Here is a 21,548-nt window from a genome sequence, read left to right on the forward strand (position 1 = left end):
CCGCTCGAAGTCCTCGATGAATGGTTCGATAATCGCGCGGTTGCGTGATAGAGTCGACTCTATAGTTCATTTGGGACGTGTCCGGAAAACGCCGGGCTCCTCACACCGCCACCTGCACCTATCTGGCCGCGCTTGCCACCTGCACCCCGCCCGCCACCTCAGGCAACCGGCCCGCAGACCGGACCCCGCTGTCCGGCCTGGCCGTGGACGGCAAGACCCTGCGCGGCAGTCGCACCGGCCAAGGCGTGACCCACCTGCTGGCCGCCACCCACCACAACACCCAGATCGTCATAGCCCAACGACAGGTCGAGGCCAAGAGCAACGAGATCCCCGCGTTCACACCCCTGCTGTCCGGGCTCGACCTGACCGGCGTGGTAGTCACCGCCGATGCCCTGCACACCCAGCAGGAACACGCCCGGTACATCGTCACCGCCGGCGGCCACTACCTGTTCATCGTCAAGGGCAACCAGCCCACACTCCAGCGCCGGCTCAAGGCCCTGCCCTGGCGCGAAGCGATTCTCAACGACCGCACCGACGAGACCGGCCACAGCCGCCGCGAGATCCGCCGCATGAAGATCTGCACCGCCCGCCCCGGACTGCCCTTCCCCCACGCCGCCCAGGCCATCCAGGTCAAACGCCGCCGCACCGACCACCGCACCGGCAAGACCACCATCGTCACGATCTACGCCATCACCAGCCTCCCACCAGGCCGCATCACCCACGCCCAGCTCGCCACCCTGATCCGCGGCCACTGGAGCATCGAGGCCCTGCACCACATCCGCGACGTCACCTACCGCGAAGACGCCTCCCGGATCCGCACCGGCACCGCACCCCGCATCATGGCCGGCCTGCGCAACCTGGCCATCGGCCTGGCCCGCCTGATCGGCTGGACCAACATCGCCGCAGCCACCGACCACTACCGCAGTCACCCCGCCGACGGACTCCAGCTACTCGGTTTCACAACATGAGAACGCATCGGCCCTGACGATGTACCGGGTCCTGCGCGCCCGCGGCCTGGTCCGCGAGCGGCGTGCCCAGGCCCGGCACGAGGCCAAGAAGAAACCACACCTGGTCGCCAGAAATCCCAACGAGGTGTGGAGTTGGGACATAACCAGACTGCCGTCCATCGAACGAGGGAAATACTTCGACCTGTACGTGATGATCGACATCTTCTCGCGGCACGTGGTGCACTGGGAGGTTCACCTCCGCGAATCAGGAGAGCTTGCCAAGCAGTTCATCGAGAACTGCATCCGGGCCAACGGCGGGCTCGCACCACGGACAATCCATTCCGACCGCGGAACGTCGATGACGTCGAAGTCGGTAGCGAGCCTGCTGTCCGACCTGGACATCATCAAGTCGCATTCCCGGCCGAGGGTGAGCAACGACAACCCCTACAGCGAGGCTAACTTTAAAACGATCAAGTACTGCCCGAGCGAGGCGCCGTTAGCCGGCTTCTAGAACGAAGAACAGGAAGCCTAGGAACCTCGTGCCGGTGATCTCGCGGAACTCCTCGGGGAACAGTTCGCGGGCTTCCGGCACAAACGGCGGTTCGCTGATGACGCTGATGCGAAAGCCAGCCGCGGTGAAGGCCTCGGTCATCGCGTGCAGCGGCCGGTCCCAGAAGCTCATCTGGGCGGTCTGCCCACCCATGGTCCATTCATCGATCCGGATACGGGTCTCGAAGTACTTGGGCTTTTTCCCGGCCATGTGCTGCCAGAGGGTGATGGAGAAAGGATGCTCGACCGAGACGAGGAGCCGGCCGCCAGGCTTCAGCACGCGTCGAAGCTCGGCCAGTGTCGGTCCCCAGTCTTCCAGGTAGTGCAGCACCAGCGACGCGATGACGTCGTCGAAGGTGTCGTCGGGGAAGGGCAGCGGGTCGGCCAGGTCGGCGACCCGCAGGTCTGCGTCGGTGCCCAGCCGCTGTCGGGCCATCTCCAGCATCCCGGCGCTCGCGTCGATGCCGGTGACGATGGCGCCTCGATCGCGCAGCTCGGCGAACAGGGGGCCTGAGCCGCAGCCGGCGTCGAGGATGCGCTGGCCGGTCACGTTCCCGGCGAGCTCCAGCATCGCGGGACGCTCGTAGTACGCGTTCAGGAGGCTGGTCTCGTTCTCGGCCGTATACCCCTCGGCGATCATGTCGTAGGCGTTGCATTCGGACGAATGTGCGGTCTTGACATGGTTCTCGGGCATAGTCGTCATGCGGGCCATTTTGGCCCACCCATCACGGGTTGCGCAGGCAGACGGCCCCTACAGCGATCTTGCGTCAAGTCTACTGAGAAACTGTCGAATGCGTCAGACCAGCTGAGACTGTGTCGGCTCAGTTGAGACGGGACACTGGCGATCGGATCGCGCGGCAGCCCGACACGAAGATCGTTATCTCATATTCGCAATAACGTGCCCGGTCGCCCTCACCGGCCCGACCGGGCAGACCCGCACCCTCGACCGGTTGGAGACCTTCCCGGCCGAAGGGGCCCTGCCGCTGGCCTTGGAAGAGATCGCGTTCAGGCTGAACGCGACCCAGGGCCTGGCCGGCATGGACAGGCGTGACCGGGCCGGCATCCTGCTGCGAGACCTGATGGCCGACCGCTCTGCCCTGGCGGCCGTGCTGGCCGAGCACGAGGCACGACTCGACCGCATCACCTGGGCGCTGTATCAGGTGCAGCGCGCCGTCATCAGCCCCCGGCAGGTGCCGCGCCGCATCGTCGCCGTCCGGACTGGTACTCGCAGCGCCATGGAAGCCGCCGTCCTCCAGCTTGGCACCTGCTGTGAGCTGGCCGAGCAGAAGAGGGTGCGGCGGGCCTGGCGCAAGCGGCGAGGCTCCGGCCAGCCCACCGCTGAGGAGTTCTTCGTGGCCGCGCCATTCATCGCAGCGGAGAAGCACCGGCCGGGGTTCTGGGCTCGGTGGGCCGAGGTGAATCCGGCCGGCTGATCTGGTGGCCGACAGCACGCCCCGCCGTCGCCATCGCCGCCCACCCGGGGCGGGCCGGAGGCCGGCGCAGCTCCAGAGAGCATGCCGCGGACCTGGATGCGGTGGCGGTACCCGCCTCGCCGAGCCGGTTCGGCGTCCGGCGACGGGCCAGGACGGGCGGGCCTTTCCCTTCCGGCTTCACAGCCTGCGGCGCGGGGCGCCGCCCGCTCAACCGCCCTCTCGCCCCGCGTTGCGAGGCTCTGAGGGGGCGAGGTCTGGCCTGGCCAGAGATCTTTTGCTGGCGCAAAACATCTTGACCAGCCCAGACACGGGCGGTGGCGCGGACAGCTTCCCGCGCCGCTGACGGCCGCCGCCGGAAGGGGAAGTCCCCGCCGCCTCGGCCCCCGGGCCAACGCCGAGCCTTCCTCTTCCGGCAGCCCCGTCAGTCACACGCCTCAGGAGCTGCCATGATTCCGCTCGCCCACCCTCACACCGCCTCGCCTACGGCCGACGGAGAGCCCTCGATCGCCATCGTCGGCGCCTCCATCACCGGCCCCACCCTGGCCTTATTACTCCGCCAGGCCGGCCTCACCAACGTCACCGTCCTGGACGCCTCCCCTTACCTGCACGCGCAGGCCGGCGGCGTCATCGGCCTGGAGCACGCCGCCTTGGACGTCCTGGACTCCGTCGGCGTCCCGCAGCACGAGTTCGTCCCCTTCACCAGCGAGCGCGTGGTCGCGGTCAAGGTCGCCGACCGTTGCGACGCGGGCCACACCCACACCTTCTACCCGGGCCGCTCCACCGCCTGGCACCTGATCAACACCGCGCTGCTGCAGCGCCTCCCCGAGGGGTGGCTGCGCCTGGGCAGCCGCGTCCAAGGCCTGGCCACCGACGTCGACGGTCGCGCCCAGCTGCAGATCGCCGACGCCGACCCGCTCAGCGCCGACCTGGTCGTCTTCGCTGACGGCCGCCGCTCGACCGGCCGCCGCCTGCTCGACCCAGGCCGCAAGCTCCGCTACGGCGGCTACGTGGCCTGGCGCGGCCAGTCGCCGACCGTCCTGCCGGACCTACACGACTACACCAGGCTGGAGCTCCCCGGCGCGGGCTTGCACCTGTTCCCGATCCTGCAGCGCGACGGCGCCGTCGTCACCGACTGGACCTTCTACCTCAACCACTCCGAGCAGGAGTTCCGCACCCTGCTGGACGCCGACCCCGTCCGACGCACCTACGTCCTGCCGCACCAGATCCCTGCGCAGGCGCGCCGGCACATCACCGACCACGCCCGGCAGCTACTGCCCAGCCAGGCGAGCGCGATCATCGAGGCCACCCCCAGCTGGAGCGCCGCCCCCATCGTCGACATCGCGCCACCCGAGCGCATGATCTACCCGATCGGCCACCGCGCCCACGCCGTCCTGCTGGGCGACGCGCTGGCCCCGGTCCGGCCCAACACCGCCCGCGGCGCCAACAACGGCATCGAACAGGCCACCTCCCTGGCTGCCACGCTGAGGCAGCACCTGCGCTACGGAGCTGACCTGCCGGTGGCACTGGAAGGCTGGCAGCGCCGCAACCTGCCCGCCGTATACGACGCGCTGGAGCTCGGCCCCAAGCTGGGCGCCACGCTCGGGCTCGGCCATCACCCGGTGTCGCCATGACCGGTGACTACCGGCCGGCCCGGACCATCGAGCCGGGCTGGCACGTCCACCTCGCCGCCGGCACAGGCGGCGGGTGGATGCCCGTCCTGGCCCGTATCGACACCATCAGCGCGACCGGCCAGCAGCGCGTCTGGCTCCTCGGCCAGAGCCAAGCCGCCAACGCCGGCGCCGACGATCTGGTCTTCAGCCGTACCCCGGATGAGGCAGGCGCCGCAGCCCAGAACGACCGTGACCCTCGGGAGTAACCGCCAAGGAAGCACCAGGGGCCCGGCCGTCGTCGACCGCCATGACGCTCATCGGGCCGGGCATCCGTGCCACCCTGGCCAGCTTCACAGCCGGGGTGGGCGACACACCTACCGCGCCTCGCCGTCGAGCAGGTAGCGCTTCATCAGTTGATCCGCCCTCTTTTGAAAGGAAACACGCCATGCCTTCGACCAGGCATTCCATGCACCTACCCACCCCATATGACGGTGCTGAGCACCGTCGACGCCTGACTGTCCGAGGCGCCACCGAGTTGTCGGCTCAGCTCCTCTCCCAGGCGGAACCACCGGTGGGTCAGATCGTCGAAGACGGCCTGGCCCGGCTGCGTCAGGCGATCGCCCTGTATCGCGAGGGCAAGACCCTGGACGACGTCACTGCGGTCCGACTCGCCTTCGACCTACAGATCATCCGCATCCGCGACGAAGCCTGGCTGACCCTGGAGACCGACCCGGCTACAGCGGCCGCCCTGACCGCGATGCTGGTCGACCTGGCCCGGCACGTGGACGATCCCTTCCTGGCTCCCGTCGGATCGTTGCTGGCCGTCTCCGCCTGGCTCAACGGCGAGGTCGGCCTGGCACGCCGCGCGGTGGCCACGGCCTTGGCGGTGGCACCCTCCTACTCGATGGCCCATCTCGTCGGGCATGCGCTGAACCACCATCTGCCCGCGCCCCGGCTCAGCGCCCAGTTGCCGACCATCGAGGAGATCGACGCGGCCATGGGTACCCCGCACGCCGGATGGTTGAGGCCGTTGCAGTGGCTGCTGGCCGTCTATCTCGAGTCTCACGGCTGACGCGAAGGCGGTGGTGGAGCCCCCAAGAGGCCCCACCACTCTCGGCCGCAGCAGAACCGCCCGGAGGCCGCCCTGCTGGACGGGTTGCGCCCCCTCCATGAGCGGATGCCATGCGGGTCACCCGGGCGCGAGGCGGGTTCTCGCCGTAGCGGGCTTCGTCGCGGAGGTGGCAGCGTACGCGTGCGGCTGAGGTGAGGCTCATGGCCGCCCCAACCTGCCGTAAGTCCTGCTGGGCACCCGCCCCGCATTTCGGATCAGTCAGCCTCGCAGGCACGTTCCTCCAGGCAACCCAGGCTTTCGCTGCGCTCACCCCGCCCGGCCAAGATCTTTTGACGCGAAAGCAGAAACGGGCGCCAAAACATCTTGGCCGGGCGGGGCCGCCTGGGTTGCCTTCCGTCTCTTCCGCCTGCGTGTCCTCCCTCACCGAAACACGGAACGGCCGCCCAGCAGGGGCACCGTACGGAAGGGAGCCAGCCATGAGCCTCACCCTCGACACCCCCCTCTACCGCACCGACATCACCGCCTGCACCCGCTGCGGCGACGAGGTCAGCTTCGAGCACAGCTACAGGACCCTCGACGGTGGCCGGATCTGCCTGGGGTGCGTGAGCGAGGCCGTCGAGGCCTACCGCGAGTCCACGGTCGCCGACCGCGACATCCCCTTCTAGCCCCTTCGCCGGTGGCGGGGGCTCCGGCCTCCGCCACCTTCCAGCGCCCCTGTTTCGGACTCGTCCCGTTTCACCTCACTACTCCCTTGGAGGACACCATGGCCGCAGGCGACACCGTCATCACCATCGTCGGCAACCTCGTCGACGACCCCGAGTTGCGCTTCACCCCCACAGGTCAGGCGGTGGCCCGATTCCGCGTCGCGTCCACCCCGCGGTTCATGGACCGCCAGTCCAACGAGTGGAAGGACGGCGACAGCCTCTTCCTGACCTGCAACGTGTGGCGGCAGCCGGGCGAGAACGCCGCCGAGAGCCTCACCCGTGGCATGCGCGTCATCCTCCAGGGCCGGCTCCGGCAGCGGTCTTACGAGACGAAGGAAGGCGACAAGCGCACCGTCTACGAGGTCGAGGTCGACGAGATCGGCCCGTCGCTGCGCCACGCCACCGCCAAGGTCACCAAGTTCCGGCGCAACCGGCCCAACACCCCGCCCCAGGAGAACCCGTGGGACGGCATGCCCACCGAGGGCCAGGAGGCCCCCGCCGAAGGTACGCCCGCCATGGCCACGGCCGGCGCGGCTGGTGACCAGCCGGACTTCTAACCCCTGGCCGGGGCCCGCCCAGCTCTCCGGGCGGGCCCCGGTGATCCCCCGTCCCCTCTCGCTCCGCCCTGCCACCGGCCTCCCTCTCCCCGGTGGCAGGGCGGCCCCACACCGACATGGAGAACGTCCCGATGATGTCGACGTCGGCACGCGCCGACCTGACCGAACTGCTCAGCTACGTCGGCTCCGAACTCAACGACCCCCGCGCGGACCTGCGGGCCACCCTGCTGCACGTGACCGCCGAACTGGCCCGCCTGCTGACCCAGGACATCGACGACCGCGAACTCGACTCGATGTTCGACCAGCCCCCGACGCTGCCCACCCCTGACGGTCCCGTGACACCTGGTGAGATCATCTCCCTTCCCGGCCGCGGCCCCGCCCTGGTGCTGGCCGTACGGGAAGAGGGCGCCCTGCTCAAGGTCCGCGACGAGACCGGAGTGCGTCACATCCAGCGCAAGCCGGACGGATGGGCCGACCTGTGAGCCGTTACGAGTTCGGCGAGTACGAACCGCTCCCGTTCGAGGGCCACCAGCTTCTGATCACCTCCTGCTGCCGCTGCGGGCTGCAACCGCTCATCATCGATCCCGAGACCGCCCTCTCCGTCCTGATCCACCGGGCCACCGGAACCCCCGTCGACCCGGATGGCAATCCGGCGCGCCGAGGTGATCCCTTCGTGCAGCGCGAAGCCTTGTGCCCGGGCTGTATCCGGCTGTGCCAGCGGGCTATCGCAGGGGGCAAGCTCGTGTCCTGGCCCCGGCCGCTCGCCGATCCGCCACCGGCTGCAGAATCCACATGACTCGCCATGTGGTCCAATTCTCCGGCGGAATCGGCAGCTGGGCCGCCGCTCAGCGCGTAGCCGCCGAGTACGGGACCGACCGGTTGACCCTGCTGTTCGCCGACACGCATGTCGAGGACGAGGACCTGTACCGGTTCAACCGGGACGCCGCCGACCAGCTTGGCGTCGACCTCACCGTGGTCAGCGACGGCCGCACCCCGTTCGAGGTGTTCCGCGACGTCCGTTTCCTGGGCAACGCCAGGATCGCCCCCTGCTCGTACTGGCTCAAGCAAAAGCCCTGCCGCGACTGGCTCACCACCCACGCCGACCCGCAGACCGCCATCGTCTACATCGGCATCGACTGGTCCGAAACGCACCGCATCCCCGGCATCCGGCGGGGCTGGTCACCCTGGCAGGTTCGCTTCCCGATGGCCGAACCTCCCTTCCTGACCAAGGACCAGATGCTCGATGCCGCCCGCGCCCTGGGTATCGAGCCGCCCCGCCTGTACGCCGAGGGCTACCGGCACAACAACTGCGGCGGGAGCTGCGTACGGGCCGGACAGCGGCAATGGCTTCACCAGTTGCGCACGCATCCCGACCGCTTCCTGCACGCTGAGCATGAAGAGAACCGGCTGCGCGCCGAACTCGGCGACGTCGCCATCCTCAAGCAACGACGATCCGGCGTGACGCGTCCGCTGCCGCTGGCCGAGCTACGCCGGCGAGCCCAAGCCGCCTGACGCCCTCACGCCGGTGGCCGGTGCGACCCCTTCCATGGGGCAGATCGGGGGCGCTGACCTCCTCGGCAACCTCGTCGGGAAGGTGGACACCGAGGGCCGAACACAGGGATTATCCGGACGGGCTGGCCGCCGTACCGCGGCCGGCCAGTTGCGGGGCGCAGAGGCTGCGCTCTTCCCTCGTCACTCAGTCGCTTCGCTCCCTCGCTCCTCAGTCCAGAGCACAGCCCGCCCCTTGAGGCCGGCCGCTTGAAACGCGCGCCGCCGTACCCCGGCCGGCGGGCGCCGTCGTCACTACTGGCCGACCCGGTGGTACCTCGCCGTAGCGGGTGCGGGAGCCAGCCTTTCCGCACACGGGGCGCTCGCTGCGCTCGCGTCGCAAGCGATCGGCCTGCGGCCGACCCCGTGCGCGGCGCGTTCACTTCGGCTGCACGTCGGCTCCGCTGGCGCTGCGCCTCCGTTTCGCCTCAGCTCACGCGCTCAGCTCACGCGCTCAGCTCTACGCCGAGCCGCTCCAGCCGGGAGCGGATGGCGCTGCGGCTGCGGCCGAAGGCCTGTGCCAAATCTCGGATGGTGGCGCCAGGAGCTGCGGCGAGGTCCTTGAGCCGCTGGTCGTCCTCGGCCGTCCAGGGCCGGTGCGAGTTGCTGTGCGTGCGCCGCCGCTCCTGCAGCGTTGGTGCCGGCCGGTTACCGGATAGTGCGGCCATGCCGCCGGTCAGTAGCTGGGCGAGCACCGGCACGTCGGCCGCGGGGACGGGCTGCGCGGTTTGCCAGTCGACCAGCAGTTGGCCGTCGGCGTCGTTCCCGCGCATCTCGATGTGCAGCCGGTCGTCATCGACGGTCAGGGTCAGCTCGTAGCGGTGGCCGTCGTGCTCGGCCTGCAGGCGTACCTGCGACATGGAGGGGGACACAGATTCTCCTTCAAAGGGGGGCATGAGGTCACTGGTCGAAGACGCGCTTCGGTAGCTGGCCTCGATCTGCGGACTCGGTCAGGGCGGGCCGGTCGCCGGTGGTGAGCTCGGGCACGTATTTATAGATGGTGGAGCGGCTGACGCCGAGGAGCCGGGCGATGCTGGAGACGCTGTTGCCCGGGTGGGTGAGCAGGTCGCGGGCGTGGCGGATCTGCTCGGGGGTCATCGCGGGCGGGCGGCCCAGGCGCTGACCGCGCATCCGGGCGGCCTCCAGGCCCTCGCGGGTGCCCTCGACGATGAGTTCGCGGATGAACTCGGCCAGCGCGGCGAAGACGTGGAAGACCAGCCGACCGCCGGGAGTAGTGGTGTCCAGCGCCTCGTGCAGGGAGCGGAAGCCGATACCGCGCTTGCGCAGTCCAGCGACGATCGAAATGAGATCTTGCAGGGAGCGGCCGAGCCGATCCAGGGAGGGCACCACGAGGGTGTCCCCTTCGTGAAGGTAGTCCAGTGCCTTCCACAGTTCTTCGCGTTCGGCGTTCTTACCAGACTTCTTGTCGGAGAAGATCCGCATGCAGCCGACCGCCTGGAGCGCGGTGATCTGGCGGTCCAGGAGTTGGCCGGCGGTGCTGACCCGGGCGTAGCCGATGAGGGCGCCGGTCGCCTTGGCGGGCACGGAGGCCAGAGGATCCTCGACGACGAGATCGGCAGCGGGGTTTTCGACGTCCTCGGCGGCGGGCGGGGTGATCGTCACCGCATCATTGTATGAGAAACGGTGCCGTCAGAGTTGTTAGACACTCGAACTTTTCGACACGTTTTTTGGACACCCGGGCGGGGTCGATCTTGGGATTCGAGTGTCGATTTCCGGAGTCCTCTGCACGGATGTCTGAAGTCGTGTGCACACACGGTTGGCGCAGTCTGACAGGATCGTGACCCGTGATCGACGATCTCGCGAAAGACAACCTGCACGGGAGACTGCGGCGGGACCGCAAGGCTCTGCTCTGGAAACTCGACGGCTTGTCCGAATACGACGCCCGCCGACCTTTGACAGCGACCGGGACCAATCTCCTCGGCCTGGTCAAACACGTGGCCACCGTCGAGGCCAGGTACTTCGGCGAGGTCTTCGACCGTCCTTCCCCGGAACCGCTGACCCGGTGGCAGGACTCCGACGGCAGCGATCAGTGGGCGGCCGAAGACGAGACCCGCGAACAGATCATCGGGTTCTACCGGCGCACGTGGGAACACTCGGACGCGACGATCAACGAGCTTCTCCTCGACGCCCCCGGCCACGTGCCGTGGTGGCCGGAGCCTTATCCGAACACGAACCTGTTCTCCATCATGCTCCATGTCCTCAGCGAGTCCGTCCGGCATGCCGGGCACGCCGACATCCTGCGCGAGGGCCTCGACGGCCGGACCGGGTTGCGCGCCGAACACGAGAAGCCAATCGACGAGGAAGCCCGCGCCGCCTACCGCGCGAAGATCGAGCAGGTCGCCAGGGCGGCCGCACAAATCAAGGGTTAACCACAATCGCGTCACCGTGGCCCCGTCAAGGACGGGGCTGCGTTCGGTCAACTTGGCGGCCTACGTGAAAGGAGAGAGATCATCGTCCTCTGAGCTGCTGAAAGGTCCTCCAACCCTAGACAACCATCGCCTCTAGGTGTCGGGCCACGGTCAGCAGGTCGCGGGTGCGGAAGTATTCCGCTGGGTCGTCGTGGTAGAGCGCGGGTTGGAGACGGGCAGCGAACTGGTCGATGCAGTCCGCCAGCAGCCGACGTTGCCCGGGTGGTAGATGACCGCCCGTATCGAGACATGTCTGCACGCATTCACAAAGGGTGTGTGCGGGCTTGTCGTCGTTGGTGAGCAGGATCGACAGCCTTCGTTGGTGCCAGAAGGACACGGCATGCAGCGCTGCCTCCCGGCGCGCTCCGTACCAATGCAGAGGGGTGTACGGATTGATGTCGTTGGGGTGAGGGCTTCGCTGACCGCGCTGCTTGGCCTCTCGTCGGGCGGCCGCGTAGGCATGCTTGGCTTCCTGCCAGGCCGAGCGGCTGGCCTCCAGCATGGCCAGGGCCCGCAGCAGGGCGGCCTCCTCGGTGCCGAACGGCCCGGCTTTGGCGTGCAGGAAACTCAAGGTCGCCTCGAAGCCGATCGGCCGGTAGAGCTGTACGCACGAGCGAAGCGCAGCTACCCGCCGCTGGTGGGGCAGGGCAGGGTCCCGCACCCGGCGGGCGAAGGTGCCGAAGCTCATCTGGTGGTGCTCTGCGTCCGCTCCAGCACCCGGTAGACGGTGGCGCGGCCGACAGCGAACACCTCCATCAGTTCGGCGATGGTGTAGTCGCCGGTGGCGTGCATGCGGACCAGTTCGGCCTGTTGCCGTGTGGTCAGCTTGGGGGCTCGGCCCTTGAGCCGGCCGCGTGAGCGGGCTATGGCCATGCCTTCGCGGGTGCGCATCTTGAGCAGGTCGGCCTCGAATTCGGCGAAGACGGCCAGCATGTTGAAGAACATCTTCGACATCGGGTCGGACGGGTCGTAGACGCTGCCGCCGAGCGACAGCCGCACCCCGCGGGTGACCAGGGTGTCGCCGATGTCGCGGGCGTCGGGGACGGAGCGGGCTAGCCGGTCAAGTTTTGGGACGACCAGGGTGTCGCCGGAGCGGACGGCCGCCAGGGCCTGGTCGAGTCCGGGCCGTTCGCGGTTGGTGCCGGTCAGGCCCTTGTCGAGGTAGATGCGGTCGTCGGCGACGCCGAGGGAAGCAAGGATCTCGCTCTGGGCGGTGAGATCTTGGGCGACGGTCGAGCATCTGGCGTAGCCGATGAGTTCTCCCATCCGCCCACCGTACCGTTTAGCCCCCCATCACCGGACAGTTTCGCGGACTACCTATCTGAGACGCGGGGGCCATGTGTCGAGCTGCGCTTCGATGATCTCTACGGCGGCATGTCCGGGTGTCCGGTTGAGGTTCCTCTAACGGACACGTTGGGAGGGGGCGAAACGGCCGGGCTCGGGGTCGGGAAAGAAGGAGGCGGGAGATGCCCTGGCCGATTTATGAAGGCGCGTTTCCGGTCATACGCCTCAGCGCGCGAGCGGCCCCGCCGCGTCACCAGCAGCGCATGTCCGTCCAGGTGTCGTCGTACATCCCGTCCAGGTCGATGATCACTGAGTTTGTGGCAGAGGTGCCATCCACGCGGGTGCCGGGCTCGTCGAATGGCGTCCAGCCCACGACCTCGTAGTCGCCGAGGTCTCCGTCGGGGTCCTCGATCTTCGCCTGGCGATAATGGTTCAGCACCTCTTGGATAGGCCGGTCGGTGGAGAGTTCGAAGCGGATGGTGTACCAGCAGTCGCCGGAGTCACCGCTCACCTCGACCTGCAGGGCGAAGTACCCGAAGTCCGTTCCGGGCGGCAGCGGATACTCCTGGATGCGGTCCACCATGCGCGCCAGCCGGTGGTCATTGATCCACACCGGCGCCATGACGATCGCCGCGAGCAGCAGGAGCGGCATTATCGGCAAGGCCAGGCAGCCGATCCGGCGAGCGATTCGTGAACGTCTGGACTCTTGCGGTGGTGTGGGTGCGGGCGGGTCCCGGGGGATCGACATGGATCACATGATCACGTACCCGTTCCCACTCGCATAAAGTCCCGCTCTGCTCGAGATGGATATCGCACCGTCGCGAGTTCGCGTCTTCTGCGATCTCGCGACGCTCAGGGATTCAAGACACTTCCTCACGGCTGCGGCAGTAGCAGGCGCAGCCCTGAGGCTGAGGTGCGGGCCGTCCGGCCCATCATCGTTGTACGTGCCGATGTGGAGCGGGCCGCAGCGCCGAGGCGAGCGTGCCGTAGGGAGTGATCCTCCCGTCTGCGGCCAGTTGCACTGCGGTGGCCGCCGCGTGCAACATCGCTTCCTGCCGGGGGCGGGCTCAGCCGCTCGTACGGCCGCCAGAAGGACAGGCCGGCCCGGAACGGCAGATCCGCGGCGTCCCAGATCTGGTGCAGGAGGGCGGCTCGAGCGCCGGGGAAGCAGGTCCGACACGACGCCTCACCCGCACGCCACCGGCCCAGCAGCACGTACACCTGACACCGCGAGATCCCCAGTTCGGACGCCACCGCATCCGCAGTGGCCAATCCCACCCGCGGCTCGGCAGCCTAGCCGGCCGATCACCTCGGCCTGGCATACCGCCACGTCCCACGACTCGTCCCAGGCGGTCAGCACGCCCCGCTCAATAATCTGCGCCTGCCCGCCGTCCATGCCGGGACCTCCGGACGGAAGGCGAAGTGCTCGGCCGCGACTGAGTCTTGCGGGTACGTCCTACGCGGTCGAGGACCCGACGATCCACCCGAGGTACGTGACCAGGCCCGCCGCATCCCGGGATGTCGCGCGGTGCCGCGCCGCTGTCAGCCCGTGGTGTTCCGCTCCGGTCGAAGCTCGCAGGCACCGGACTTCCGCACAACCCCGGCTTTCGCTGCGCTCACCCCGCCCGCCCACAGATCTTTTGCTGGCGCAAAACATCTTGGCCGGGCCCGGCCGCCGGGGATTGCGCTCCCGCCCTCCACGCCTGCGCTCACTTCCTCCGTCGGAACACAGACGGGCACCCAGCTGAGGGCGTCCCGCACAACAAGGGAGCGGCTATGACCCCGGACACCACCCCTGACCAGCCTCGCCGAATCACCCCCGGACGCAGGTTGCGCCAGCTGATCACCTTTCTCCTGCGCGCCTGGCAGGGCCACCGCCTGCCCCGGCCCACTCCGGTCGGCGCAGCCGACCTGGCGATCATCGATCAACTCGGCCTGGCCCTCATTCAGCTGGTGCAGACCTACCCGGCCAGCTTCGCTCCCGACGTCGAGGCGGTCCTGATCGTCGAACGGCCGGAGCGTGAGCACCGCTACATCATGCCGCTGCAGGTCAGCGAGACCATGCGGCTTCACCACCTGATCACCATGGAGCTGACCACCCTGCGCAACGCGGCCCCCGGAGGCAGTAACCAGTGCGCGCACTGCCGCGGCTCCGGCCTCGCGGCCCCGTTCTAAAGAAGTGCCCTGCCCGCGCCGGGCGAGCCTGGCGCGGGCAGGGCGCTCCGGAGCAGATGTTCCGGTTCAGGTGCGAGAAGTAGGCCGAACCGGCTGGTCGCCGTACCGCGGCCGGCCAGTGTCGGGGCGCTTGAGGCTGCGCTCTTCCCTCGTCGCTCAGTCGCTTCGCTCCCTCGTTCCTCAGTCCAGAGCACAGCCCGCCCCTCCGAGGCCGGCCGCTTGGAACGCGCGCCGCCGTAGATTGGGCCGCGGGGCGCCTCGTCACTACTCGCCGACCCGGATGTACCTCGCCGTAGCGGGCGCGGGAGCCGGTTTCCGCACCCAGGCGATCCTGTGCGCGATGAGTTCACTTCGGCTTCATGTCGGCTCCGCCGCTGTTTTCGCGATGCCTGCCGTCCCCCTTGCCTCCCGGCTTGGGCATTCCTCGAGCGTGACAGCGGCCTGCTTCTTAGCGGGACGGCAACCCAACCGCGCAGCGACGCATGGCCAGGGAGGGGTACCCCGTCGCCCATGACCCACGCACCGTGATCACAAAATCGCGACGTTGTTTACCCGTCGCGAACAGGCATGTCCTGCACGATGTCGAAGGGATACGTGGTCCGACTAACGTTCCTTGCCCTGGCTTCGTTACTCTCGCTCACCGCCTGCGCCGCCGACGCGGCCGCGCAAGATGCGCGAGAGCAGGTCGACCGAGTCGCCGAGCTGCTGAAGGGCGTCGACCCGTGGGTTTCCGAAGACGTCGGCCATCGCCTCACCCAGGACGGGAACCTCGCGGTTTTCGACGTCTCCGGTGATGGTCCGGACGACCCAGGCCGGGTTCGGATCAGAGTGCGCGGGACGGATCGCGCGTTTCACCCACCCGCGCCAGGTGTTTCGTCGCCCGCGGCGGTCGCGTTCCTGTGCTTCGACGTTGAGGTGATCTACCGATCGAAACTGGACCGTTCAAGGGCGGGGATAAGGGACCGGCGAGTCACTGTCACCGAGGTCGCCTGCCCTGAGGGCAGGCCGCGCAGCTTCCGGCCACCGGCTGAGCTCCCGGACCGAACCAGTACGTGGCTGAAGAAGCATCTGCCCACGACCCTCGACGTTGACGCCGCCCGCCAAGCGGTGCGTGGCCTGGATCTGGATCCGCGGATCCGCCAGGACATCACCGAGTTCGACGACAAGATAGGCATTGCCCTGCGCGAGCCGGACGGAGACTGCCTGCTCGCCCGGGTGTGGCCTAACGTCGTGCAAGTCTGGCGCCCCTGGACTTGGACGCCCCCCGTGCTGCCCGCCGAACGAGTCTGCAGTGCCGCTCAGGCCGCAAGCGGCTACTCCAACCGAGCCCGCTGAGGCGCTGCCATCCAGACGAGCGGTCACCCCCACGGGCAAGAACCTGTCGCTCAACATCTCTGACGTACTAACAACTCAACCGCAACCGGCGCAACCTTGACGATTTGTCCACTTTCTCCGCAACCTGATCATGTCGATGGACCAAGGTATCTGCGAAATACGCGCCCTGGTCCGCGGCCGTGCTGGTGGCGAAAGGAGGTGGATCGCGTTGGCTTGGGTGAGCGTGATCGGACCCTCCATGGAACAGGTGGAGTACCGGCTGCAGGACGGCGCCGGGTGCGGTGCGCATTGCGATGATGACCGGCCTCAGGGCCTGCCGGGGCAACCGCACGAACAGATCACCTACCGGCTGGCCGACGAACGCAGGCTGATGTGGATCGGCCAGGGCCTGCGCGAGTTCGGCATCGTCCCTCAGACCCGGCTCACCCCCGACCAACACGGGACCGCGCGCGCCCTGATGGACGGCGTACATCCCTGGAGCGGAGAGGTCCTGGTGCCCGCCAAACACGTGATCGACCCGCGAGCCAAGTTGTCCGCCGCACCGCTTTTGGCGGCCATGGAAGCGGCTGCGGCCGAGCAGGGCGCCACGGTCCAGACGCTGTTATCCGCCCGTCCCGCGGTGGCCAGGCGAGTGGCTCGCATGGCACGCGGTATCGCCCGGCAGGGCGAGGCATATCTCATGACCGTCACCGACATCGAGCAAGTCGCCCGTGCCGCTGGTATTGATCCGGAGCAGGCGTACACGGCTGACGAACTCGACACCGCACGTCGCTGGCGCAAGGCCCGAGTACGCATCGGCAACCGCGGCTACGACCTGACTTTGGACGTCACCAAGAGCATGTCGGTGCTGTACGGGTTGGCCGGGCGGGAGTTCGCCGCCGAGTTGGAGGCGGTGTTCGCTGACGCGGTGGTCGAGACCGTCACCGCCGTGGAGGGCTGGGCCGCCTACGGCCTTCGCGGTCACCAGGGCGACGGCCAGCTGGCCGAGCGGGCGGAGTCGACCGGCCTGCTCGGGTGGGTGATGTGGCACCGTACCGCCCGGCCGGTGGACGGAGCGGCGCCCGACCCGCACCTGCACGCACACGTGACGATCGCGAACATGGTGCGCGGTCGGGACGACGGCCGATGGTCGGCGATCGGCGCCGGCGGGCGAGACGTCCACCGGCACGCGCACGCCGCTGATGCTCTCCTCAAGGCGCGCATCCGCCGGGTGCTGACCGAGCGGTACGGCATCGCCTGGAGCCGGGACCAGCACACCGGCGCGTGGGAGATCTCGGCCATCCCGGAGCGGGTTCGCGTCCTGTTCTCCAAGCGGGACAGCCAGGTCAAGGCGTTGCTGGCGCGGCTGGGCAAGCCCTATGACGAGGCCTCGCGCGAGGCCCGCAAAGTGGCTTCGGCGGAGAGTCGGCAGCGCAAGCAGGACGATGTCGACGAAGTGGACCTGCGCGCCGACTGGCGCCGGCAGTTGGCGGCCGACGGTATCGACGCGGACGCGCTGGTGCAAGGCGCCCGGGAGGGCGCTGGGCTACCGCCATGGCCGGGCGCGGAGCAGATCGCCGCATGGATCTGGCGCGCTGAGGGTGGTCTGACCGCGCATCGCAAGGTGATCACCCGCGCTGACGTGCTAACCGCGGTCATCGACGCGCTGCCCGACGGAGTGGCGGATGTGGCCGAGGCCGAGGCGCTCACCGACGAGGTCCTGCAGCACGCGCCCGCCGTGGAACTGCCCGAGTCCGGGGCGAGCCACCTGAGCAACGCGGAACGTTTCACCTCCCAGGATGTCCTGGCCGCCGAGAACGCGATCTTGGCCAGTGTGCGGCGCAGATACGACAGCGGTGTGGCGGTGCTCGACGGTCAGACCGTGCGCATGGCCATCGATGCCTTCCAGGTCGGCAACGCCCTGGAACTTTCGGGCGAACAGCGCGGCGCCTTGGAGCGGGTGCTGACCGGCGGGCACGGCGTGGAAGCGGTCATCGGTGTGGCCGGCGCGGGCAAGACCACGCTCATGGCGGCCGTCAAGACCGCGTTCGAGGCGCGCGGCATGGTGGTGCGCGGCGCGGCCACCGCCGCGGTGGCGGCCGCCAACCTCACCGCCGAGTCCGGCATCGCCTCGCACACCATCGCCGGCTGGCTACGACGCATCCGCGATCCCGACCGGCCGGGACTGCGCGGGGTCGACGTGCTGGTGGTCGACGAGGGCGCGATGGTGGATGATCGCGAGCTGGCCGTGCTGCTGGAGGAGGCCGAACGTACCGGCACCAAGGTCGTGCTCGTGGGCGATCCGCTGCAACTGCGCGCGGTCGGCGTCGGCGGAGGCTTTGGCGCGGTGCACCGCCAGATCGGCGGGCTGACCCTGCGGGAGAACCGCCGCCAGCGGGATCCGCTGGAACGCAAGGCGCTGGAGCTGTGGCGGGCCCACCAGCGGCAGGAGGCCTTGGACGTGTGGAGCCAGGGCGGGCGGGTGCGTTCCGGGCGCGGCGCTGATGACACCATGGCTCAGCTCATCGCCGACTGGGCGGCGGCCAGGGTGCCCTATCTCGTGGGCAGTCGCGAGGCGATGCACGACGAGCTCGCCGGGGTGCTCGTACTGGCCAGCACCAACGAAGCCGTCGAACGGCTCAACCTGGCAGCTCGAGCGGTACGGCGCGAACTCGGCGAGATCACCGGTCCGGAGCGCACCTATCGAATCGCAGGCGGCCGCAGCATCACCCTGGCGGTCGGCGACCACGTGCGAGTACGGCGCAACGACTATCGGGTCCGGCGCGGCGAGGGCGAACTCAACGTGCTCAACGGATACCGCGGCAAGGTGGCTGCCGTCGACGAGCGCGGCCGGGTGCAGGTCGAGTGGCGTCACACCGGCCCGGACGGGCCCTCCCTGGTCACCGAGTGGATAAGCTCCCGCTACATCGCCGAGGGCGGCCTGTCGTACGGCACCGCCCTGACGGTGGCCGCCGCGCAGGGCCTTACTGCCGAGCACGCCCTGGTCTACGGCATGGGCCTGGACCCGCACACTCTGTATTCGGCGATGGCCCGCGACCGCGCCACCGCTCGCCTGTACCTGCCGCTGGAGCTGCTGGAAACCGAGGCGGACCGGGCGCGTCACGGCGAGGTCAGGGGAGAGGCGGACGAACTGCAGCGGGCGATGGCGGCCTACGCCGCTACCTTGCGGGGCGACCGTACCGACAAGCTCCTTACACTCGAGCCCGAGCCGCTCGCCCCGCGCGCGGCGAGTGCGTCGGAGCATGACATCAGCCGCCGCCGGGATGCGGAGCGCGAGACCGATCGAGAGGTGCCTCACGATGTCGGAATCACCCGGAGGTCTGCAACTGACGGGCAGTCGCGTGATGCCGAGCAGGAAGCCCGGATGGCCGTGCGCCGGGCGGCCGCTGCGCTGGCCTTGGCTCAGTCGGAGTACGGGGTCGGGTTGCTGCCGGACGTCGAACTCGAGGAGCGCCTTGACGAGCTGGGCCGGAAGATTTCCGCTGCGGAGGCCGAAATTCAGACGGCCGAGCAAGATAGGCAGCGCTACGCCGAAGTCGGTGGTGGGCCCTTCGAGCTTCGATTGATCGCCAAGCGTGACCACTTGACCGAGCAGATCCGCCGGATCGAGGCGGCGTCTTCGACTGCTGAGCGACTACATCAGGCTGTTGGCGCGGTGGAGGACAACCGAGAGCTCAACGAACTACGTCAGCGTGAACACGACCTCACCGGCGAGCTCGATGCGCTACGTCCGTGGGGTCGGGCGCGCCGTCGCGAGTTGGAGACTGAGCTGGGAGGCATACGGGAACGGCAAGCCCAACTGCAGCAGCGTCATCACGTCCTCGTCGAAAACATGACGCAGCTACAAAGGGATGCTCAGCAAGCGGCTGAACAGGCACCGCCAAGGGCCGCGTGGCCGCTGGTGCGGCGTCGCTATGACGACCTGAATCGCGACTTCGCCACCGCTCAACGCGGTGCCCGTACTCAGGACATCAGTGATGCCGTGCAGAGAGCGGAGGCCGCTCGCAGGAATCGCGCACTTCTTCAGCAGGAGCGCACTGTTGCTCAGCAGGAGGTCGTCCGACGTGCCGAAATGTCCCCTGAGCGGCGCGACATCGAACAGGCTGTGCGCGTGGAGTACGTCGAACTTGTCGAGCGAGGTACGGACCAGTCGCGTATTGCGCACCAGGTCGAACGGGAGCACACCGAGCAGTCCCGATTGCTCGATCGTGAAGGTGGGAGCCGCGATCAGGGGCACGGGAGATAGCCAGGCCGAGAAAATATCTGGCCTCAAGTCCAGATGGAGCATGCCGCCTCGGGCGTGGGGGAGCGGCTCTGACATCGGACACCATCATCCAAGCGATCTACGTGCTTTCGGCGCAGGTGGGGGTCTGGCTCCTCCCCCGTTCCCACGGGCGTGGGGACGGGACCAACTACTGGGCCACCTGCTCGCGCGACGATGGTTCACCCCCACGGGCGTGGGGACGGGAGCAGGATGTGGCGGTGCGCGGTCACGGTGGCCGGTTCACCCTCACGGGCGTGGGGACGGGGTCGTGGAGCTGCTCGACGGTGGCCGGGTCGACGGTTCACCCCCACGGGCGTGGGGACGGGGGTGGCCGCCAGGTCCTGGAGGGCGTCGATGCCGGTTCACCCCCACGGGCGTGGGGACGGGCGGCCCACGAGGGTGAGCAGCGTGTGGTCGTGCGGTTCACCCCCACGGGCGTGGGGACGGGCTCGTCCGGGCGGGCCTGGACGGGCCCGCCCTCGGTTCACCCCCACGGGCGTGGGGACGGGGCCTTGAGCCTGGCGCGCATCTCGTGCACCCACGGTTCACCCCCACGGGCGTGGGGACGGGAGGGTGACGCCGTCCTGCTCGTAGCCGAACGGCGGTTCACCCCCACGGGCGTGGGGACGGGAACACTACCCCCATTGACGTCCAATGGAAGTCCGGTTCACCCCCACGGGCGTGGGGACGGGCCTACGACCCAGGATCCGAGTGCGCCTACGACCGGTTCACCCCCACGGGCGTGGGGACGGGGTGCGCGGCCCACCGGGTCAGCCCCGGGCGCGCGGTTCACCCCCACGGGCGTGGGGACGGGGCCTCGTATTCACGGCCCTCGACGTCGAACATCGGTTCACCCCCACGGGCGTGGGGACGGGTCATCTTGAGATAGGGAGGGCGTCCTGTGGCGCGGTTCACCCCCACGGGCGTGGGGACGGGACCCTTCCACGCTCCCCACCGACTCCAGCCCACGGTTCACCCCCACGGGCGTGGGGACGGGTCCAGGGGCGATGACCTCGACGGCCGCGGCCGGCGGTTCACCCCCACGGGCGTGGGGACGGGGGGCGCAAGGCCAGGACGAGGGCGGTCTGATGCGGTTCACCCCCACGGGCGTGGGGACGGGCCAGAACCTCGTGCTCGGCCCGTTCGAAACCACGGTTCACCCCCACGGGCGTGGGGACGGGACGCTGGAAACATGAGTCATTGATCAATAATCCGGTTCACCCCCACGGGCGTGGGGACGGGGCCTTTTGTGCGTCGGCAATACGCCGGTTCGCAGGTTCACCCCCACGGGCGTGGGGACGGGGATGTAGACGACACAGGTCACGGTCTGGTCGGCGGTTCACCCCCACGGGCGTGGGGACGGGGCCCACATCAGTCCAGAGCTGCTCAAGGGGTACGGTTCACCCCCACGGGCGTGGGGACGGGCATACCGAGAGCGCCAGGCGCTAGCACGCCGGCGGTTCACCCCCACGGGCGTGGGGACGGGTCTCCACGCGACTCTCCCCCCGAAGGGGGAGGCGGTTCACCCCCACGGGCGTGGGGACGGGTGCCACAGCCACATGGCCGCCGTGCTGATCGCCGGTTCACCCCCACGGGCGTGGGGACGGGGGGGCCGGCCTGCGGCTCGCGGGGACGTGGCCC

At 68.9% G+C, this 21,548-nt stretch carries 20 protein-coding genes, 1 pseudogene and 1 CRISPR repeat array (1 of these 22 running past the window's edge); of the genes and pseudogenes, 15 read left to right on the forward strand and 6 right to left on the reverse strand.

Translation table 11 applies throughout. The features are described 5' to 3' along the window. Positions 1-77 precede the first annotated feature (77 nt). Positions 78-968 carry an ISAs1 family transposase gene (locus IEY82_RS34595; protein WP_189128496.1) on the forward strand — a complete coding sequence of 297 codons (891 nt, stop codon included), beginning with the start codon at positions 78-80 and terminating at the stop codon, positions 966-968. Positions 969-975: 7 nt separating this feature from the next. Further along, positions 976-1,434 (forward strand): annotated as a pseudogene (locus IEY82_RS34600) (transposase); the annotation flags it as partial. A 9-nt stretch (positions 1,435-1,443) separates the two neighbouring features. On the opposite strand, the gene IEY82_RS34605 reads toward IEY82_RS34600, so the two are convergent. Beyond that, on the reverse strand, positions 1,444-2,208 hold the full coding sequence (locus IEY82_RS34605; protein ID WP_189128498.1) for a class I SAM-dependent methyltransferase: 765 nt from the start codon (positions 2,206-2,208) through the stop codon (positions 1,444-1,446). A gap of 238 nt (positions 2,209-2,446) precedes the next feature. On the opposite strand from IEY82_RS34605, the gene IEY82_RS34610 reads away from it, so the two are divergent. From IEY82_RS34610 to IEY82_RS34650, 9 genes are all read left to right on the forward strand, one after another. Beyond that, on the forward strand, positions 2,447-2,929 hold the full coding sequence (locus IEY82_RS34610) for a hypothetical protein (RefSeq protein ID WP_189128499.1): 483 nt from the start codon (positions 2,447-2,449) through the stop codon (positions 2,927-2,929). A gap of 446 nt (positions 2,930-3,375) precedes the next feature. After that, positions 3,376-4,560: an FAD-dependent monooxygenase gene (locus tag IEY82_RS34615; RefSeq protein ID WP_189128500.1), complete on the forward strand. Its 1,185-nt coding sequence runs from the start codon at positions 3,376-3,378 to the stop codon at positions 4,558-4,560. Then, positions 4,557-4,805 (forward strand): hypothetical protein, encoded by a 249-nt coding sequence (locus tag IEY82_RS34620; RefSeq protein ID WP_189128501.1) that lies wholly within the window; start codon positions 4,557-4,559, stop codon positions 4,803-4,805. The genes IEY82_RS34615 and IEY82_RS34620 overlap by 4 nt, the downstream gene beginning before the upstream one ends. A gap of 200 nt (positions 4,806-5,005) precedes the next feature. Further along, positions 5,006-5,611 carry a DUF4192 family protein gene (locus IEY82_RS34625; protein ID WP_225264274.1) on the forward strand — a complete coding sequence of 202 codons (606 nt, stop codon included), beginning with the start codon at positions 5,006-5,008 and terminating at the stop codon, positions 5,609-5,611. 476 nt (positions 5,612-6,087) lie between these two features. After that, positions 6,088-6,276, forward strand: a complete 189-nt coding sequence (locus tag IEY82_RS34630) for a hypothetical protein (RefSeq protein ID WP_189128503.1) — start codon at positions 6,088-6,090, stop codon at positions 6,274-6,276. Between the two features lie 98 nt (positions 6,277-6,374). Then, the gene (locus tag IEY82_RS34635) at positions 6,375-6,872 is read left to right on the forward strand and encodes a single-stranded DNA-binding protein (RefSeq protein ID WP_225264268.1); all 498 of its coding nucleotides are present in this window, start codon (positions 6,375-6,377) and stop codon (positions 6,870-6,872) included. 92 nt (positions 6,873-6,964) lie between these two features. Further along, on the forward strand, positions 6,965-7,354 hold the full coding sequence (locus IEY82_RS34640; protein ID WP_189128504.1) for a hypothetical protein: 390 nt from the start codon (positions 6,965-6,967) through the stop codon (positions 7,352-7,354). Beyond that, complete coding sequence (locus tag IEY82_RS34645) at positions 7,351-7,668, forward strand: hypothetical protein (protein WP_189128505.1); 318 nt, start codon at positions 7,351-7,353, stop codon at positions 7,666-7,668. Before IEY82_RS34640 ends, IEY82_RS34645 begins: the two co-directional genes overlap by 4 nt. Next, positions 7,665-8,384: a hypothetical protein gene (locus IEY82_RS34650; protein WP_189128506.1), complete on the forward strand. Its 720-nt coding sequence runs from the start codon at positions 7,665-7,667 to the stop codon at positions 8,382-8,384. The genes IEY82_RS34645 and IEY82_RS34650 overlap by 4 nt, the downstream gene beginning before the upstream one ends. Before the next feature lie 482 nt (positions 8,385-8,866). On the opposite strand, the gene IEY82_RS34655 is transcribed toward IEY82_RS34650, so the two are convergent. Together IEY82_RS34655 and IEY82_RS34660 are read right to left on the reverse strand one after the other, a co-directional pair. Then, positions 8,867-9,292 (reverse strand): winged helix-turn-helix domain-containing protein, encoded by a 426-nt coding sequence (locus IEY82_RS34655; RefSeq protein WP_189128507.1) that lies wholly within the window; start codon positions 9,290-9,292, stop codon positions 8,867-8,869. Positions 9,293-9,320: 28 nt separating this feature from the next. Then, positions 9,321-10,043, reverse strand: coding sequence for a recombinase family protein (locus IEY82_RS34660; RefSeq protein WP_443686590.1), 723 nt, complete (start codon positions 10,041-10,043; stop codon positions 9,321-9,323). Positions 10,044-10,225: 182 nt separating this feature from the next. Here IEY82_RS34660 and IEY82_RS34665 point away from each other — a divergent pair, with 182 nt between their 5' ends. Beyond that, complete coding sequence (locus tag IEY82_RS34665) at positions 10,226-10,810, forward strand: DinB family protein (RefSeq protein WP_189128508.1); 585 nt, start codon at positions 10,226-10,228, stop codon at positions 10,808-10,810. 115 nt (positions 10,811-10,925) lie between these two features. Here the strand turns inward: IEY82_RS34665 and IEY82_RS34670 are convergent, their stop codons facing one another. The 3 genes from IEY82_RS34670 to IEY82_RS34680 form a co-directional block, all read right to left on the reverse strand. Further along, positions 10,926-11,537 (reverse strand): hypothetical protein, encoded by a 612-nt coding sequence (locus IEY82_RS34670; protein ID WP_189128509.1) that lies wholly within the window; start codon positions 11,535-11,537, stop codon positions 10,926-10,928. Beyond that, entirely contained in the window at positions 11,534-12,115 is a 582-nt protein-coding gene (locus IEY82_RS34675; protein ID WP_189128510.1) for a recombinase family protein, read from the reverse strand. Before IEY82_RS34675 ends, IEY82_RS34670 begins: the two co-directional genes overlap by 4 nt. A gap of 268 nt (positions 12,116-12,383) precedes the next feature. Beyond that, a complete protein-coding gene (locus IEY82_RS34680) occupies positions 12,384-12,785 on the reverse strand; it encodes a hypothetical protein (RefSeq protein ID WP_189128511.1) in 402 nt (133 codons plus the stop codon). Positions 12,786-13,909: 1,124 nt separating this feature from the next. Between IEY82_RS34680 and IEY82_RS34685 the strand changes: the two genes are divergently transcribed. The 3 genes from IEY82_RS34685 to mobF all read left to right on the forward strand — a co-directional run bounded on the left by IEY82_RS34685 (position 13,910) and on the right by mobF (position 19,889). Next, positions 13,910-14,308 carry a hypothetical protein gene (locus IEY82_RS34685; protein WP_189128512.1) on the forward strand — a complete coding sequence of 133 codons (399 nt, stop codon included), beginning with the start codon at positions 13,910-13,912 and terminating at the stop codon, positions 14,306-14,308. A 579-nt stretch (positions 14,309-14,887) separates the two neighbouring features. Further along, a complete protein-coding gene (locus tag IEY82_RS34690; protein ID WP_189128513.1) occupies positions 14,888-15,643 on the forward strand; it encodes a hypothetical protein in 756 nt (251 codons plus the stop codon). A 238-nt stretch (positions 15,644-15,881) separates the two neighbouring features. Further along, complete coding sequence (gene mobF / locus IEY82_RS34695) at positions 15,882-19,889, forward strand: MobF family relaxase (protein ID WP_189128514.1); 4,008 nt, start codon at positions 15,882-15,884, stop codon at positions 19,887-19,889. 193 nt (positions 19,890-20,082) lie between these two features. After that, positions 20,083-21,548: direct repeats of the CRISPR family, unit length 29 nt; unit sequence CGGTTCACCCCCACGGGCGTGGGGACGGG (it continues 1,917 nt past the right edge of the window).

Source organism: Nonomuraea cavernae, assembly GCF_014646355.1.
Classification (GTDB): domain Bacteria; phylum Actinomycetota; class Actinomycetes; order Streptosporangiales; family Streptosporangiaceae; genus Nonomuraea; species Nonomuraea cavernae.